Genomic DNA, 15,576 nt, shown 5'->3' with positions numbered 1-15,576 from the left:
GGAGCGCAACCGCGACCATCGTGGCGGCCCCGGCATCGCCCCGCTCAGGCACACCATCGCTTGCCTGCGCCACGCTCAGCCGCCGACCAGCTGAACTAGGCGGACGAAACGGATGTCAGAGTCAGCACTCAACTCGAGTTCCTCGTCGAGTTCGGTCACCTGCCGGTCGTCGACCAGTACGAAGAACCCGTTGCGCTCGAATGCCTCGATCGCTCGATCGGCCTGCTGCTCCCAATCGAGCCGCCGCTGCTGCGGCAACCGGAAGCCCGCTTCGGTCGCCACTCCTCCCTCGGGCATCACCAAACCGGTGAACACCGGCTCCGGCGCAGCATTGAAACGCGCCACCTCCTCCCGAACTCGTGTCCGCACGAGATCGCGGAGCGCGATCCTGCTGGACAACCCCTCCAGCATCGTCGTCGCACCGACCCGGCCAGTGCCCGACACATCGATGATCCTCACAGTGATCGACACCGACGCAGCATAGACAGACAACCGCTCATGCGGGCTGGACGCGGCGCTCACTCGTCCCTGGACCTTGCGGTGGTGGCCCGGGCTGGGGGGTGTGTTCTTCCACTGATCAGTGCGAGTCATTGGTGATCTGTTCATTCTGTGGCGCGCAGCGACGCTTAGCTTCCTCATCAACCACTTGTTCCGCAGCGGGTTGATGAAAGGTCCAGATCGCACTATGGAGACACCAAGGGAGTCCGACGGTTCGGACTTCATCGCCGAGTCCGCCAGCCTGACCCGTCGGCGGTTCGTGATCGCAGCTGGTGCTTCGGTCGCTGTCGCCGGCCTCGGGGCAGGCGCTGTCCAGGCGGCGGCCGTGCCTGCCCTCGAGGCGACCGATGCGATGCCGGCCGCCGGGAAGGCCGACGGAGCGAAGGCTCCCAGGGGCACGTGGCTGGCGGGTGATACCCACGTCCACGACGACCACTCGTCGGATGGGAGCGGGCCTCGGCAGACCTCCAAGCAGACCCTGCCCGGCAACCTCCCTGTCGGGGACCAGATCGCGCAGGGCGAGCGGACCGGCCTCGACTTCATGCCGCTGACCGACCACCGGACGTACGACCAGGTCTGGGACCCCCAGTGGAAATCGTCCGCATTGCTGCTGCTCCCGGGCGAGGAGGCCAACGGTTCGCCACACGCCGTTGTGTTGGGCAACGTCGATGTGATCGTGGACGGCGCCAACCCGCCCGGTTCGCCGGCTTTTCGTCATGTGCAGCAGTCGGTCTGGGACGCGCATGCCCAAGGCGCGGTGTGGTCGCAGGCCCACCCTGACGACGGCGAGTACACCCGGGCCGCGGGACCGAACGACAACGCCAGCGTCCAGGGCGCGGACCTGGTCGAGGTGCTCAACGTCGCCAGTGACCCGGACGTGGAGATCGAGTACGCCGAGAACCGCTGGAACGCCGGCTTCCGCTTCGGTGTGGCCGCGGCCAGCGACTGCCACTTCCGCGAGCTGTGGGACATCGACTCACCCGGCATGCCGACCACCCACGTCTTCGCGGCCGAGCGTTCGGTCCTGGGCATCCTCGACGGGTTCCGAGGCGGACGGACCACGGTCTCGCAGAAGATCGCGGGACCGTTCCTCACGATCGAAGCGGACGTCGACGGCGACGGGGAGTTCGAGGCGATCGGCGGCGACGAGGTCGTCGTACCCGGCCGCAGGCTGTCCGAGCACGCAACGCTGCGCGTGAAGGTCAAGGGTGGCCAGGGCACCAGCATTCTCGTCTACGCGAGTCCTGGCCGTTCGGCGGGTCCGATCGCGACGTTCCGGCCGGTGCAGGCCAACGAGACATTCGAGCTGCCGCTCCGGCTCCACGGCCTGGTGCACAACTGGTACCGGGTCGAGGCGCGTTCGCCCGGCAGCGCCTCCGGTAGCGGCGCCGACCCGAACCTGCCGGACCAGCTCCGTGGCGCCACCTCGCCGATCTTCGTGTCGGTCGGTGCTCCGGCCGGCCCCCAGCCGGCGATCGCGCTCCCGGCCGCCGACACCACGGACGACAAGGCGATGCTGGTCACCGGCGATGTGGGCACCTTCACCGGCTTCTCCGATGTGGCTGTCGTAGGCGACGTCGTACACGTCGTTGCCGAGGTGCACGAGGACCACGCCAGCAAGGTGGTCTACCGCCGAATCAACCACAAGGGCAAAGTCACCAAGTCCATCACGTTGTCCAGTTCGGGGACCGCGCGGTTCCCGCGCGTGGCCGCGACCGCCGACGATGTGTGGGTGGTGTGGGAGGACGAACAAGGTCACGAGCAGCCGCACCAGCCGGCGATCCTGCTGGCGCACAGCACCAACAGCGGTAGCTCGTTCAAGCCCGCGGACAAGATCAGCAAGGGCGACGGTCGTGCTATCCATCCTGCGCTGGCGCTGATCGACAGCAAGCACCCGCTGGTGGCCTGGTCCGACAACAGTGACGGCGCGTTCGATGTCTACGCGCAGGTCATCGGTATCGACGCAGCCGCCGTGAACGTCTCCGCGGTAGGCAAGGCAACCAGCCCTGGCGTGCCCACGGACGCGCGCTCTCCGCGCTATCCCGCCTCGCTGTTCCCGGTCATCGCCGTCGCGGACGGCGGCGAAGCAGTGATCAGCTGGCAGGACGACCGCTACGACCCCGACCCGCTGTGGACCGGCCACACTCCGCCGGCGGGTCAGCCGGCCGGCGGTGGCACGGATCCGGACAACTGGCAGATTCTGGCTTCGGCTCGCACGACTCCGCGCGGCAGCTGGAGCAGCCCGGTCCAGATCAGCAAGGCCACCGATCGGTCCGACCGGCACCCGGGCCTGACCGTGGACGACAACGGCGACTTCGTCGCGATCTGGGAGAGCGGCGAACTGCGGAGCTCCGGAACCAACCTCGCGCTCCGAGCCAGCCGTTCCACCGACGGCGGCGCCACCTGGACCACGTTCGAGCAGGTCGCCCTCGCCCCGAGCGCGATGAGTCAGCGGGCCAGGCTGGGCGTGGATCCCGACGGCACGGTACGCGCGGTGTGGTACGACTCTCGTTCGGCGGACTGGCGTTGGAAGATCTTCACCGCCACCCTCGACGCCACGACCGGCTGGTCCCCGGCCACGCAGGTGAGCCACCGTGGCAACAACACGTGGCCGGCTGTGCATCGGGGCACCGTGGTCTTCACCAGTGACCGTGGCGCGACGCGTACCCAGCGGGACCATACGCAGCAGATCTTCCTGACCAAGCTGGTCTGACAGTCGGTTGTGCTCGCTAAGCTGCCTGGCGTGACCGGGGGTTTCGAGGGGTGGCCGAGGGCTGCTTTTGACGTGTTGTTGCAGCTTGACGGAGATCCTTCGGCGGAGGTCAGGCGGCGGTGTCGGCGGGAGCGGGAGGATCTGGTTCGCCGGCCGATGATCGAGTTGATGAATGTGGTGGCTGACGCGGATCCGGAGTACGAGGACTTCGCGGTCTGGGGGTACGGCGACGTGCTGGTGCAGGCGTGGCAGCGGCAGCACGCGATTGTCCGGTTGGCTCGGAACATCGAGCTGGGAGTCCGCTTCGATCTTGATGGCCTGGAGGTTGGCGTGGCGTGGTGGTACGCGCCGTCGGCACAGATCGAGCGGTACCGGGCCGCGGTGGCGGATCCAGGTTCCGGGCGGCGGCTGGTCGCTGTCGTTCGGAACCTGGAGCGGGAGGGGTTCGTGATGTCGGGCGATCTGCTGAAGCGGCCGCTGCGAGGGTATGCCGCCGGCCATCCGCGGGCGAAGCTGCTGCGGCACAGGTCGGTCATCGCGGCCCGGTCGCTCGGCTGTGACGAATGGATTCACACGCCCGCCGCGGCCGATCGGGTGCTCGCTGCCTTCACGCAGTTGCGCCCGCTCGCGTCGTGGCTCGTCAAGAATGTGTCACGGCCGATGTGAGAGGTGGGTTCAGCTCCGGGCACTCTTGCCGATGTCCTCGGCGGCGATGCAGGGGAGCTTCCCGCTGGCCAGCGGCAGGTTGAAGCTGAGGACACCGGCGTTGTTGCGCTCGGGCTCCATGCCGAAGTTGATGAAGTTGTCGTAGTAGAACACGGTGCGCAGGAAGGTCGTCGGTACGCCGAGGTCGCGGAAGAAACTCGTCCGCTTCTGCCTTGCCGTCGAAGTGCGGGACCTTGAAGCGGCCGATGCTCAGTATCCGGTCGTCGTCGAGGTGACGCAGAACGCGCCGTACGCACCCTTGAAGGCGGTGGTGACGGAGGCGTTTCCTGAGTTGTGTCCGAGCAGGTCGAACGCGAGCGCTGTTGCCTTCCAAGCTGTCGGTACCGCATATACGTTCGATCGCAAGGCCCGGCCGACGAGCTTGAGCGCGTCAACAGTGCGCACCCGGAACAACAGGATCCGTCGTCAGGCGGTGATGAAGAGGCCGGTGAGGTACATGATCGCCAGGCCGGCTGTGAGGCCGCTGATGGTCGCGGGGGTGAGGGTTCGGCCGGTCGGCGTTCGTAGGGCGGGGGTGATCTGGATGATCACCTGGATGATGGCGCCGACGCCGAGGCCGAGGAGGAAGGCCGAGAGGGCGGCGTTGGCGACGGTGGCGCCGGCCATCGCGCCGATGATCGCGGGGCCCCCGGCGAGGAGGCCGAGTCCGATCAGACGGATCAGGCCGGGGCGTTGGTGGGTCAGGGGCGCGACGACCGCCAGGCCTTCGGTGGTGTTGTGCAGGGCGAAACCGACGACGAGCGCGGCACCCAGGGCGAGTTCGCCGATGGCGTAGGCCGAACCGATCGCGAGGCCCTCGCCGAGGTTGTGCAGTCCGATCCCGATCGCGATCATCAGCGCGAGCCGGTTGCCGTCCGGTTCCTGGTCGGTTCGATCAGAAGTCCGGCGGTGCATGAAGCGGTCGACCGCGGTGAGTGCGAGGAAGGCGAGAGCGGCGCCGAGGAAGACCAGCAGCGATCCGCCGAAGGCGTCACCCGAATCACCGGCCAGTTCGAGTCCTTCGAGGGTGGCGTCGACGGCGAGGAAGGCGAGGAGGCCGACGGTCAGTGCCAGCAGCACCCGGACCGCGGCCCGGCCCGTCCGGCGCAGCAGGGGCAGGAATGCCATGCCCAGTACGACCGGGATGATGCCGACGTACGTCCCGAGCAGCGCCATCAAGGCCAGCAGGTCGGGTCCGTTCGTTGGAGTCGTGACCGCGGCCGGGATCTCGTGCTCGATGACGGCGCCGGTGGAGGTCAGCAGCGAGACCCGGTAAGGCTGCCCGTCTTGCCAGGGAAAAGCCATCGTCAAGGTGTCGGTCGCGAGTCGGCCCAGTGGCTGCGTGGCACCAACGAACGAGACGTAGACGTCGTTGACGAAGATCTGGGCGACCTGCACCGGATCCGGGCCGGTGTTGCGCACGGTGAGTTCGATGGTGCCGGGCGACAGGACGGTCCGTTCGACGGTCACCTGCTCGACCGGAGGCCCGGTCCGTTCGGGCAGGCTCCGGCCGCTGAGCAGCAGGAGCGCGCCCAGGCCGGCCACGACGGCTGCGACCGCCACGGTGGCGAGCACCCAGACCGGTGCGCGCGTACGCGGCCTCGGCCCGGTCACTCCGTCACCTCGAAGAACCCCATCCAGCCGAGATCGGCGAACTCGCTCTTGTGGGCGTGGAACATGTACTTCCCCGGATACGGGAAGCGCAGTTCGCAGATGCCCCGCTGGCCTTGCGCCTGTACGACGGTGTCGGTGTACTCACTGGGCTCGAGCCGCGTGCCCGTCGGGTAGTAGTCGAAGAAGTTCCCGTGCACGTGGAAGCTGTTGATCGGGTCGTACTCCAAGATGTTGACCAGATAGATCCGGACCAGCTCACCGCGCTTCACCCGGACCGGTTCCCGCATGTAGTGGAACGGGATCCCGTTGACGGCGTACAGCTGGTTGCCCTCGGCATCGAACGTGGTGTTGTAGCCGTGCATCACCATCACCAGCTCGTCGGCCCGCGGGCGTGGCTGGGGCGGGTCGATGACGAAGGTGCCGTACATGCCGCGGGCGATGTGCTCGGCCAACGGCCCGACATGGCAGTGATACAGGTGCAGGCCGAACGGCTCGGCGTCGAACTCGTAGACGAAGTCGCCGCCCGGCTCGATCACACCTCTGCCGATGCCGGGTACGCCGTCCATCTCGGCGGGATGGATGCCGTGGAAGTGCATGGTGTGCGGATGGGCGGAGCCGTTGACGAACCGCACCCGCAGCCGGTCACCGGCCTGGCAGCGCAGCGTCGGACCCGGCACGCGCCCGTTGAACGTCCAGGCCGGGAACCGCACCCCGGGCGCGACCTCGATCTCGCGATCGTTCGCGAAGATCTCCCACTCGCGCAGTGTCCGACCGTCCGGGAGCTTCGAGACCTTGCCGTAGTCGAAGTCCCGGAGGATCTCGCTCGGGTTGAACCCGTTGGCGACGTGGTCGACGGGGCCGCCCCGGAAAGCCGGCCCGCTGACTCCGCCGCCGTGTACGTGACCTTCCGGATGAGCCGGCGCGGGGTCGGCTTCGTCGGTCAGCAGCCGCGCGGGAATGGCACCGAGGGCGACACCCGCCCCGCCCAGGAGGACCCGGCGCCGGGATGCCGCGGGCATCAGACACGCTCCCCATGGACGGTCTGGGCAAGCGCCGGTCCGAGCGCGTGCGTGGTGGGACCGATCCGCACCCAGAGTGGTCCGCCGAACGGTTCTTGGGTCAGCACTTCCAGCTCCGCTCCCGGCACGATTCCCCGGTCGGCGAGGTACCGCAGCGCGTCGCTGTCGTCATCGGCGACCCGATCCACCCGGAAACGGCTGCCGGTGGCGGCTGCTGCCAGCGGGGTGGCCCAGGTCTCGACGTGCTCGCCCACCCGGGAAGGGATGGGGTCGCCGTGTGGGTCGTGGGTGGGGTGCCCGAGTACGGCGTCGATCCGGCTCTCCAGCCGCTCGCTCAGACTGTGCTCGAGTACGTCAGCCTCCGCGTGCACCTCGTCCCAGGACAGTCCTAGGACCTGTACCAGGAATGTCTCCACCAGCCGATGCCGGCGGGTCACCTCGGTCGCGTGCCGTTCACCGTGTGGGGTGAGCCGCACATGACGGCCGGCGGACCGGGTGATCAGGCCGCCTGCTTCCAGCCGCTTGAGCATGGCCGAGACCGTCGGCGCCGTGACCCCCAGTCGCTCGGCCAGCGCGGACGTGGTCACCGGGGTGTCGCGGCCGGCCAGCTTGAAGATGGTCCGGAGGTAGTCCTCGACGGCTTCGGTCTGGTCGATCTCGCAACATCGGAGAGTTTGCTGGATCACACCATGAGATTAGATCAGTCTAATCCCGCCGTACACAGCTCGAACGTCAGGTCAGGGTGAGCTGCCGGCGGTGGAAGTCGAAGTGCTGTGTCGGGAAGCGGTACACGTCGGCGAGGGTCATGTAGTCCTTGAAGAAGGGGTCCCAGCGCGTCGGGTAGTGCATTCCGCGCGCCAGGTCCACGTCGGTCTCCGCGTCCAGTCGCCGGTGGAGCTTGTCGATGACGTGGTCGAACATGATCACCATGCGCGCCGGGCTCAGGGTGTTGCCGCCGGCGAACGAGCCGAGGAAGTTCACCTCGTCGAACGGCTTGGTCCCTGCGTTCAGGAGCCGCGCGAACCACCGGCTGGCTGGGCTCGGCAGGCGACCGAACAGCTTCACCAGGCGCAGCAGAGCCCGCAGGATCAGGTACCCGAGCAGCATGTGGAACAGCAGTTGCCGGTTGCTCCAGCGCGTCCCGTTCGAGCGTCGACGCAGACCATTGTCGTCGGCGTTCTCGACGAGTTGCCGGAACTCGCGCCGAGCACGCTCCCAGCCCTCGTGAACCGCGTCCCGATCCATGTCTCATCCGCTTACGGGAGGTGGCGGTTGATCCGGCGGAGGAGGGGTCCGAGGAGCGGCTTGTTGTGCCAGTCGTGGGCGATGACCCAGGCGCGGGTACGGCGTACGCCGGTTCTCAGATTCGTGGTCGCCGTCGGGCGGAGTTCGTCCTCGCGTTCGCGGGCGCGCTGCTTCACGTCGACGGCGCACTCCAGGCAGATGCCGACCTCCGGGTGAGCGCCCAAGTGGACGAGCTCGCGCTCGTCGTACTCCCGGCCGCAACACCAGCACTTCGCCGGCGACGGCCGTGCTGTCCGGTCGCTGGTGGTCACACAACCATCATGACCCCGAACCGCAGCCCGCGCGGTGGTGGTTGGGGCCGCCGCGCGGGCTTTGGTTTGCGGGGTGTCAGGTGGTGATCGTGCGGGCGTACTCGCCGATCTGGAGGACTCCGTCGGGGTCGTACTTCCGGCTGACCTCGGCGATGCGGCGAAGGGTCTTCTCGTCGTACGCTCGGCGGGCCGTGCGGGCGTCGTGGGGCGGGCCGAAGTTCGGCCAGACACCGCCGGTGTCCCATTCGGACAGGGCCGCGTAGAGGCGGTCCCAGTGCGGTAGGACGCGGGGGTCTTCCGCGATGCCGACGGCGAGGACGCTGAAGCCGGCGGCACGGTGCGAGAAGGCGTTCGGGTGCTCGGCCTCCCGGGCATAGGCGCCGCCCAGCTGGCGGACCTCGACCATGATCTGCGGGGACCCCGAGTCGTAGCCGGCCACGTCGAGCAGCCGCTTCGCGGTCACGTCGGTGAACTCGGTGAGCAGCATGGCCGGGTCGACGACGGGCATCGGGTCGACCGGGTCGGCGTGCACCGAGTCGACGGCCAGGTACGGCTTCAGGTCGGCGTCGTCGAGGATCACCGGAGCGACGGAGCGGATCTGGTCCAGCAGCTCGCGGCCCTCGTCCGCGGCCCCGGTCCAGAGGAACCGGATCCCGAGGGTCATCCGGCCCGCCAGGGCCGGCGGAACACCGGGCATCTCGGGGAGCTGGAAGAGCACGAACGACGTCGTCGCCTGCTCGGGCAGCGACACCGACCAATGACGCCAATGGTCGATGACACGCTCCGCGTCTGCACCGTCGAAGTACACGGCGCCGCCGTAGAACGTCGGCAGGTGCACCAGGTCGAACTCCACCGCGGTCACGATCGCGGTGGCGCCCTTGCCGCCCCGGAGGGCGAAGAACAGATCCGGATGCTCGGTCGGCGTGACACGACGGAACTCGCCGTCTCCCGTGACGACCTCGAACGCGCGCACCTTGTCCGCAGCGAGACCGTACGTGCGGGCCATCGGCCCGACGCCGCCACCGGTCGTGTACCCGACCACGCCGACGTCGCTGGTGGACCCGTTGAGCGGAGCCAGCCCGTACCGCGCGGCCGCTCGGATCACCGGGAGCCACTTGACGCCGGCTCCGACGCGAGCCCAGCCCTCAGGATGAACGGTGACTTCGTCGAGGCCCTTGGTCACCACGAGCAGGTGTCCGGCGTACGAGCTGTCGGCTCCGTGGCCGGTGGCCTGGACGCCGACGGTGTAGCCGTGCTGGCGGGCGAAGCGCACGGTGGCGACCACGTCCTCGGCAGTGCGTACGGCGACAACCGCGGCCGGCCGCATCGGGACGGCGAGCAGCCACGGCGTGGACAGCGCGGCGTACTGTTCGTCGTCGGGCAGGTGGACCTCGCCGGTGAGGCGACTGCGAAGCTCCTCGAAGGAGTCGGGCTGCCGCTGGGTGGCGCGGTCGAGAGCGATCGTCATCGAACTTCTCCTGTTCGGTCTGTCGTTGCTGTGATGACAGACCGACGGTGTCGCGAAGCACTTGACGGCGACTTGTGACCGGCTTGAGGCGCCGGCTCAAGTCTGATGTGGGGCCATGAAGAGCCCGTCCGGATCGACCGTGCGACGGATCGCGGTCAGCCGGGCGTGGACGTCCGGCGGGAAGGCTTTGCGCGTGTCGCTGCTGTCGTCGAGCATCGGAAGATAGGTGCCTCCGGTCGACCAAGGGGCCACCGCGGCCAGGAACCGCTCCGCGTCGGCGCGCTGCCGCGGCCAGTCGTCGGGTTCGAACCCCAGCCCGACGCCCAGCGCCAGGAAGGCCCCGTCGAGGGCCGACAGGATGCCGCCGTCCGGGTCCGGCCGGGACAGCGCGCCGCCGAGCTGGCGCAACTCGGCCACCGTGAGGCTGCTGCCGGATCGCGGACCCACGGTCTCGATGACCGCGGCGATCGCCGCGTCGGGAAGCTCCGACACCAATGTGCTGCTCGCGTACGCCGGGGTCGGCTCCTCAGGCTCGAGGTGCAGCCTGACCAGGTCGGCGGCCGGAACCCGGCCGACCGTGTCGAGTTCCGGAGCGAGTGCGCGCAAGGGCGCCAGTACGTCGTCGGCGAATGCGTCGTCGCCCAGCACGGCACCGTCGATGATCGCCAACCGGCGGCCCCGGACCTCGGCCGGCATCGAGTCCCGGTCGGGTACGTCGACCAAGCGGAACGACGACGTCACGTGCTCGGGGGCGTCCGCGCACCACTCCACCCACCCGGGCAGCACGTGGTCGGCAGCCGTCCCGTCCCACGCGAGGAACCCGGCGACGACGGTCCGGATCGGCTGGAGCTCGAACTCGAGCGCACAGACGACGCCGAGCGGCGTACCGCCACCCCGGAGGGCCCAGAACAGATCAGCGTCGTTGCCGGCAGTCGCCCGTACGAAGGTGCCGTCGGCAAGGACGACTTCGACTGCCGTGACGGAGTTGCACTGCAGCCCGAGTCGCCGGGCGTACCACCCGATTCCGCCGCCGAGCGAGTACCCCACCACGCCGACGTCGGGGGAGGAGGGATGCAGCGCGGCCAGCCCGTACCTCCCGGCCGCCGCCGCCACATCACCCCACAACACGCCGGCGCCGACGCGGGCGATGCGGTTCTCGGCGTCGATGCTCAGCTCCGTCATCGCGGAGGTGCGCAGGAGTACGGCGTCGGCCAGCCTGCCGCCCAGCGCCGGAGCGCCGTGGCCGGTGCCCTGCGGCGCGACCGACAGCCCGGCGGCCTCGGCGGCGCGGACGACCTCGGCGACCTCCTCGGGGAACGCGGGATAGGCGACGGCCGCCGGATAGTCGGAGACCACCAGGTTCCACGGCGCGCGCGCCATGTCGTACGCCGGATCGCCGGGGAGCTGCACGGCGCCGCCGCAGAGCCCTCGGAGGCTCGCGGCCCGGAGACTCTGCTGCACCGTCACTGGAGCCTCCCGTTCTGGTCGTGCGTCATGGTCGCTTGTCCGACTTGAGAGATTCTTGAGCCGCTGGGCTCCGCCGCGACGCCCGCCCCGTCCAGCACGTCCCGAACCGTCCCCGGTGTGACGAACAGCCGTTGCGCGACTTCGTGAACGTCCAGGCCGGCGGCGCTCAGGTCGAGGATCTGCCGGTCGGTCCGCGACAACCGAGGCACTTCGCCGGTCCCGCGCTCGATCCGGCGACCGCGCCGCTCGAGCTCAGCCAGGGCCCGCTCGCGAACCTGGCGGGCGCCTCGCTGCTCCGCCGTTCGGCTTGCCACCTCCAGCAGCGTGATCGCATCCTCGCCAGCCACGTCCGGGTGGCTGCCGAGCGCACATTGTGCTCGGGCGAGGTCGACCGCTGCGGTCGTCGACGAGAGCAGATCCACTGCCTCGACGAGGTTGTCGAGGCCGGCGCGACCACGGAACTCGCCCAGCATGCACAGTGTCCTGCCGAGGAAGCTCGGTGCGCCCCAGATCCGGAGCAGAGCCAGCTCCTCTTCGGCTGTGTCGACGGCCTCCGACGTACGTCCGAGTCCGTACAAGGCGGCGGCTTTGATGGACCGCCACGGGTTCCAGGCCGGATTGACGATCGCGATCCCGCCGTCGGCCGACTGAGGATTGCCGAGCACCACAAGGGCCTCGTCGTACTGGCCCTCGGCGACGAGCAGGCGCGCCACGGCCTGCTGATACACGCGACCGCCCTCGCCGAACGCGGCACCATCGGCGAAGGCGTCGGCCGCCCTGCGTGCGGCGTCGACATCACCACGATCGAGATGGCAGCCGATCTGGAAGGCGCGGGCGAAGGGCTCGCCGACCCGCGTACCTCCCCAGAGGCGATCCTGGTCGAGGGCGGCCCTCAGGCAAGCCAGGGCTTCGTGGAGCTCACCGCGCCGCCACTGCCAGAAGCCCTCCCACAGGCTGGTGGACAGGGCCGCGAACAGCGACCCGCGCGCGTGGCTGGCGGTGCGAGCCCGGCTCCAGAAGTCGCCGATGTCGTCGTCGGAGAGGATCCGGACCGCGGCGGCGTTGACCCAGAACAGCCCGTCGTCAACGGCGATCAGGTGGTCGCCGTCGAGCGCGAATCTGGCCATCGCGATGGCGCGTTCCCGGTCCCTGCCGGCCAGAACCGCTTCCAGCGCGACCGTGGCGGCCAGCATCCGCGCTCCCGGTCCCTGCCCTTCGGGCTCCTGAGCGGGTGTCTGCCAGCCGTCGCCGATGCTGTGCATGAACCCACTGATGCGCTGGATGGCGACGAGCGCCTGGCGCTGGTCGGCCAGTCCGTCAGGGAGCGCCGCGGCAGCCTCGCGGGCGAAGGTCGTCGCGACTCCGGGCGGACTCGCGAACACCTGGGTCGAGGCGGCCGCGATGGCGATCTCGCCGCGGACCCGCGGGTCGTCCTGCAGCCGGTACGCCTGCACCAGGTGCTCAACCGCTGCGGCGCCGTCCACCGGCGCTTCCCGCATTCCGAGTTCGAGCACGACGTCGCCTCGTCCCGAGCCCATCGGCGACTCGGCGAGTGCCCTGCGCAGGTAGGTCACCGCGCTCTCCGACGCCCCTCGCTCCGCCGCCTCGCGCGCCGCCGTACGGAGGAGTGTCACGACGTTCTCGTCACCCCGGGGCGGCGCCAGCAGCAGGTGTGCCGCAACCAGTTCGTCACTCGTCCGCGCGTACCGGAGGACCGACGCGGCCCGCTCGTGGCAAAGCTCCCGCTCGGCGGCCGGCTGCGCTTGGTACACCGCGTCCCGGACGAGCGGGTGGGCGAATGCCACTGGCTGCTCGTCCCTGACGATCTCGGCACGCGCCAGTACGGCCAGCGCTTCCGCGGTCCGGGCCTCCGTGACTCCGGACAGTGCCGCGATCGCGGGCAGGGCGGCACCGTCGCCGAGGACGGAAGCAGCCCTGGCGACGACCACGACGTCGGGTGGCAGCCTGCGCAGCTGCAGCAGCACCCGGCTCGAGACCGCTCGCGATCCGACCGCCACGACCCGATCGGCATGCGAGGCATCCGGCCGGACGCCGTCGGCGGCCAGAGCCTGGAGCAGCTGACAGAGCAGGAACGGGTTCCCGGCGGTCGTCCGCTCGCAGGCGGTGACGAACAGAGGTGCGGGTCGTACGCCGAGCCGCCGCTCCACCAGCTCCGCCGTAGCTTCCGTGGACAGCGGCGCCGGCCGTACAACGAGCGCCTCGGGTTCGAGCGCCAGCTCTGCGAGGAGGTCCTCGTGATCGTGTTGCTCGCCGGTGCGCAGGGTCGCCAGTACCAGTACGGGCACCGCGGCGAGCCGTCGTACGAGATAGGCCAGGAAGCGGAGGGAGGCGCCGTCGCACCACTGTGCATCGTCGACGGCGAGCACCAGTGGTCCCTCGGTCGTGAGGTTGACCGCCAGCCAGTACAAGCCGTGCAGTACGGCGAAGCCCTCGGCCCGGCCGCCGTCCGCGATGTCGAACACGGCCCCGGCTCCGGCCGCCGCACCACGCAGCAGCTCATCACGGCGCGCGGGGTCGCCGACTTCCGCCTCGAACAGCTGGCGTACGACGCCGAACGCGAACGCACTCTCCAGGGCACTCCCGCGCGCCGACAGCACCCGCACGGATCGCTCGGCCGCCAGCTTGCGCGCCTCGGCCAGCAGCCGCGTCTTCCCGATCCCGGCCGGACCCTCGAACAACAGCAGACCAGGCTGCCCACCCGCGAGGCCGTCCAGCATCGACCGGAGCGCGGCGAGCTCGCGATCCCGGTCGACGAGGCCGTTCTGGTCCGGGGCCGTTGCCCGCACCGGCTCCTCCCGCGGTTGCTTGGCAGGAACCAGTTCGGGCGACTGCGCGAGTACCTGCGCCTCCAGTTCGCGGAGAGCCGGACCGGGGTCGACGCCGAGTTCGTCGGCCAGGGTCTCGCGGGCCCGCCGCAGCGCGGCCAACGCGTCGGCCTGGCGATGGGCGCGGTACAACCCGAGCACAAGCAGCCGCCACCGCTCCTCCCGCAAGGGCTCGTCGGCGACCATCCCCTCCAGCTCGCCCACGACGAGCGCCGCCTCACCGAGATCGAGACGAGCGGCGAGCAGGCGTTCGCGCCCAACGGCTCGCAGCTCGGTCAGGCGCGCGATCTCGGCCGCGGCCCACGGCTCGTCGGCGTACTCGACCAGCGCCGGACCGTGCCACAGCGCGAGCGCCTCGTGCAGCGCGGCCGCCGTCTCCGCGGGGGAGGTCGTGGCCTCGTTCAGCAGGGTCTCGAACCGCCAGGCGTCGACCGCGTCGGAGGGGAGCCGGACGGCATACCCGGGACCCTCGCGGACGACGACCGCGGACCGGGCGCGGGCCGGTGATCCCGGCTGCAGGCTGCGGCGCAGGTGCGAGACATAGGACTGCAGAGCGCCGGCGGTGTTGCCCGGCGCATGCTCACCCCAGACCGCGTCGGCGAGCCGCTCGGCCGGGACGACCTCGCCGCGTGCAAGCACGAGCACAGCGAGTACGGCGCGCTGCCGCCGCCCACCCAGATCGAGTACGGCGCCGTCGTACGACGCCGTGAACTCGCCGAGCAGACTGATCCGCAGCTGGCCCGCCCCCACGCCACCACCCCCACCGCCACGGTAAACGAAGAACCCTCATTTCGGCATCGCCGCCTGAGTTGCGGTGCACTCCGGCTCGCGACCTGATAGTCGGCTAAGAAGTCGGCGACGGGGACATTCCTCGGTGACCGGGAACGTTGATACTGGCACAGACGGCCGGTGTCGGCCGTCACGGAGGAGTTGATCATGAGCCTCATCGGAGCCCTGGTCGGGTATGCCCTGTCGGCGTTCATCTTGGTGTTGCTCGCACGGATGGTGCTGGACTGGTCGGGTGTGCTGGCGAACGGACCTCAGTGGGCGAGCCGGGCCCGCGAGTTGACCCATGCCTGGACGGAGCCGGTGATCAAGCCGGTACGCCGGGTGCTGCGTCCGGTGCGCGCCGGGGGGCTGTCGCTCGACCTGGCCTTCACGGCGGTGTTCGTCGCCGCACTGATCCTGCGCTCGATCGCCTTCAGCCTGTAGCGGCAGCATTTCCTGTCCCCGCGACCGCCGCGAAGTCTGGGGGTCGCGCTGCTGATGTGAGGGGAAACCCCCGATGTGGTTGCCCGGTCGGTGGACCGACCGTTGAGGCAGGGGGGAAGACCCCGCAACAGCGGCCTCAGATGGGGGAGAAGTCATGAAAAGCAGGCATTCGGCCGTCGCTGTCCTTGTTCTCGCGTTGGGCGCGGGCGCGTTCGCCTCGAGCGAGGCGTGGGCGAGGGATCCGGTCAAGGAGGAGCAGCCGGCCATGGTCGTCCCGCGCGATCCGAATCCAGCGCACTATCCGGAGTCCGACCCGCATCATGGGGTCAGCCCGGTGGAGTCCACGGGAACTGCCGCGGCGTCGTCGGGCGATGCTGGGCTGGAGGTTGTTCAGGCCGGGGCGTCCGCGCTCGGCGGAGCGGGCGTCGCGTGTGGCGTCATCTGGCTGTACCGCCGTCGCAACCGGCTGGCCGGCTGA

General features: G+C 69.7%; 14 protein-coding genes. 4 read left to right on the top strand and 10 right to left on the bottom strand.

The genetic code is table 11. The annotated features are described in order from the left end of the window. Positions 1-75: 75 nt before the first annotated feature. A complete protein-coding gene (locus tag ACZ6O0_RS16165) occupies positions 76-522 on the bottom strand; it encodes a hypothetical protein (RefSeq protein ID WP_465765700.1) in 447 nt (148 codons plus the stop codon). Between the two features lie 163 nt (positions 523-685). On the opposite strand from ACZ6O0_RS16165, the gene ACZ6O0_RS16160 reads away from it, so the two are divergent. Both ACZ6O0_RS16160 and ACZ6O0_RS16155 read left to right on the top strand, forming a co-directional pair. After that, positions 686-3,211: a CehA/McbA family metallohydrolase gene (locus ACZ6O0_RS16160; protein ID WP_465765699.1), complete on the top strand. Its 2,526-nt coding sequence runs from the start codon at positions 686-688 to the stop codon at positions 3,209-3,211. Positions 3,212-3,379: 168 nt separating this feature from the next. Beyond that, positions 3,380-3,877 (top strand): DUF2461 family protein, encoded by a 498-nt coding sequence (locus ACZ6O0_RS16155; protein WP_465765698.1) that lies wholly within the window; start codon positions 3,380-3,382, stop codon positions 3,875-3,877. A gap of 9 nt (positions 3,878-3,886) precedes the next feature. Here the strand turns inward: ACZ6O0_RS16155 and ACZ6O0_RS16150 are convergent, their stop codons facing one another. The 9 genes from ACZ6O0_RS16150 to ACZ6O0_RS16110 all read right to left on the bottom strand — a co-directional run bounded on the left by ACZ6O0_RS16150 (position 3,887) and on the right by ACZ6O0_RS16110 (position 14,636). Further along, positions 3,887-4,030 (bottom strand): hypothetical protein, encoded by a 144-nt coding sequence (locus ACZ6O0_RS16150; protein WP_465765697.1) that lies wholly within the window; start codon positions 4,028-4,030, stop codon positions 3,887-3,889. 312 nt (positions 4,031-4,342) lie between these two features. Beyond that, a complete protein-coding gene (locus ACZ6O0_RS16145; RefSeq protein ID WP_465765696.1) occupies positions 4,343-5,530 on the bottom strand; it encodes a ZIP family metal transporter in 1,188 nt (395 codons plus the stop codon). Beyond that, positions 5,527-6,549 carry a multicopper oxidase domain-containing protein gene (locus tag ACZ6O0_RS16140; RefSeq protein ID WP_465765695.1) on the bottom strand — a complete coding sequence of 341 codons (1,023 nt, stop codon included), beginning with the start codon at positions 6,547-6,549 and terminating at the stop codon, positions 5,527-5,529. The genes ACZ6O0_RS16145 and ACZ6O0_RS16140 overlap by 4 nt, the downstream gene beginning before the upstream one ends. Continuing rightward, a complete protein-coding gene (locus ACZ6O0_RS16135; RefSeq protein ID WP_465765694.1) occupies positions 6,549-7,235 on the bottom strand; it encodes a metal-dependent transcriptional regulator in 687 nt (228 codons plus the stop codon). Before ACZ6O0_RS16135 ends, ACZ6O0_RS16140 begins: the two co-directional genes overlap by 1 nt. Positions 7,236-7,281: 46 nt before the next feature. After that, complete coding sequence (locus ACZ6O0_RS16130) at positions 7,282-7,794, bottom strand: DinB family protein (protein ID WP_465765693.1); 513 nt, start codon at positions 7,792-7,794, stop codon at positions 7,282-7,284. An 11-nt stretch (positions 7,795-7,805) separates the two neighbouring features. Next, complete coding sequence (locus tag ACZ6O0_RS16125; RefSeq protein WP_465765692.1) at positions 7,806-8,105, bottom strand: hypothetical protein; 300 nt, start codon at positions 8,103-8,105, stop codon at positions 7,806-7,808. A gap of 76 nt (positions 8,106-8,181) precedes the next feature. Further along, positions 8,182-9,573, bottom strand: coding sequence for an FAD-binding oxidoreductase (locus ACZ6O0_RS16120; RefSeq protein ID WP_465765691.1), 1,392 nt, complete (start codon positions 9,571-9,573; stop codon positions 8,182-8,184). Positions 9,574-9,669: 96 nt separating this feature from the next. Then, positions 9,670-11,040: an FAD-binding oxidoreductase gene (locus tag ACZ6O0_RS16115; RefSeq protein WP_465765690.1), complete on the bottom strand. Its 1,371-nt coding sequence runs from the start codon at positions 11,038-11,040 to the stop codon at positions 9,670-9,672. Next, positions 11,037-14,636 (bottom strand): BTAD domain-containing putative transcriptional regulator, encoded by a 3,600-nt coding sequence (locus ACZ6O0_RS16110; protein ID WP_465765689.1) that lies wholly within the window; start codon positions 14,634-14,636, stop codon positions 11,037-11,039. Before ACZ6O0_RS16110 ends, ACZ6O0_RS16115 begins: the two co-directional genes overlap by 4 nt. Positions 14,637-14,822: 186 nt before the next feature. On the opposite strand from ACZ6O0_RS16110, the gene ACZ6O0_RS16105 reads away from it, so the two are divergent. Together ACZ6O0_RS16105 and ACZ6O0_RS16100 are read left to right on the top strand one after the other, a co-directional pair. Continuing rightward, positions 14,823-15,098, top strand: a complete 276-nt coding sequence (locus ACZ6O0_RS16105) for a YggT family protein (protein WP_465765688.1) — start codon at positions 14,823-14,825, stop codon at positions 15,096-15,098. A 154-nt stretch (positions 15,099-15,252) separates the two neighbouring features. Then, positions 15,253-15,576, top strand: a complete 324-nt coding sequence (locus ACZ6O0_RS16100; RefSeq protein WP_465765687.1) for a hypothetical protein — start codon at positions 15,253-15,255, stop codon at positions 15,574-15,576.

It is taken from the genome of Kribbella sp. NPDC048837, from assembly GCF_055586945.1.
This window is presented reverse-complemented; position numbering and strand designations above follow the sequence as displayed.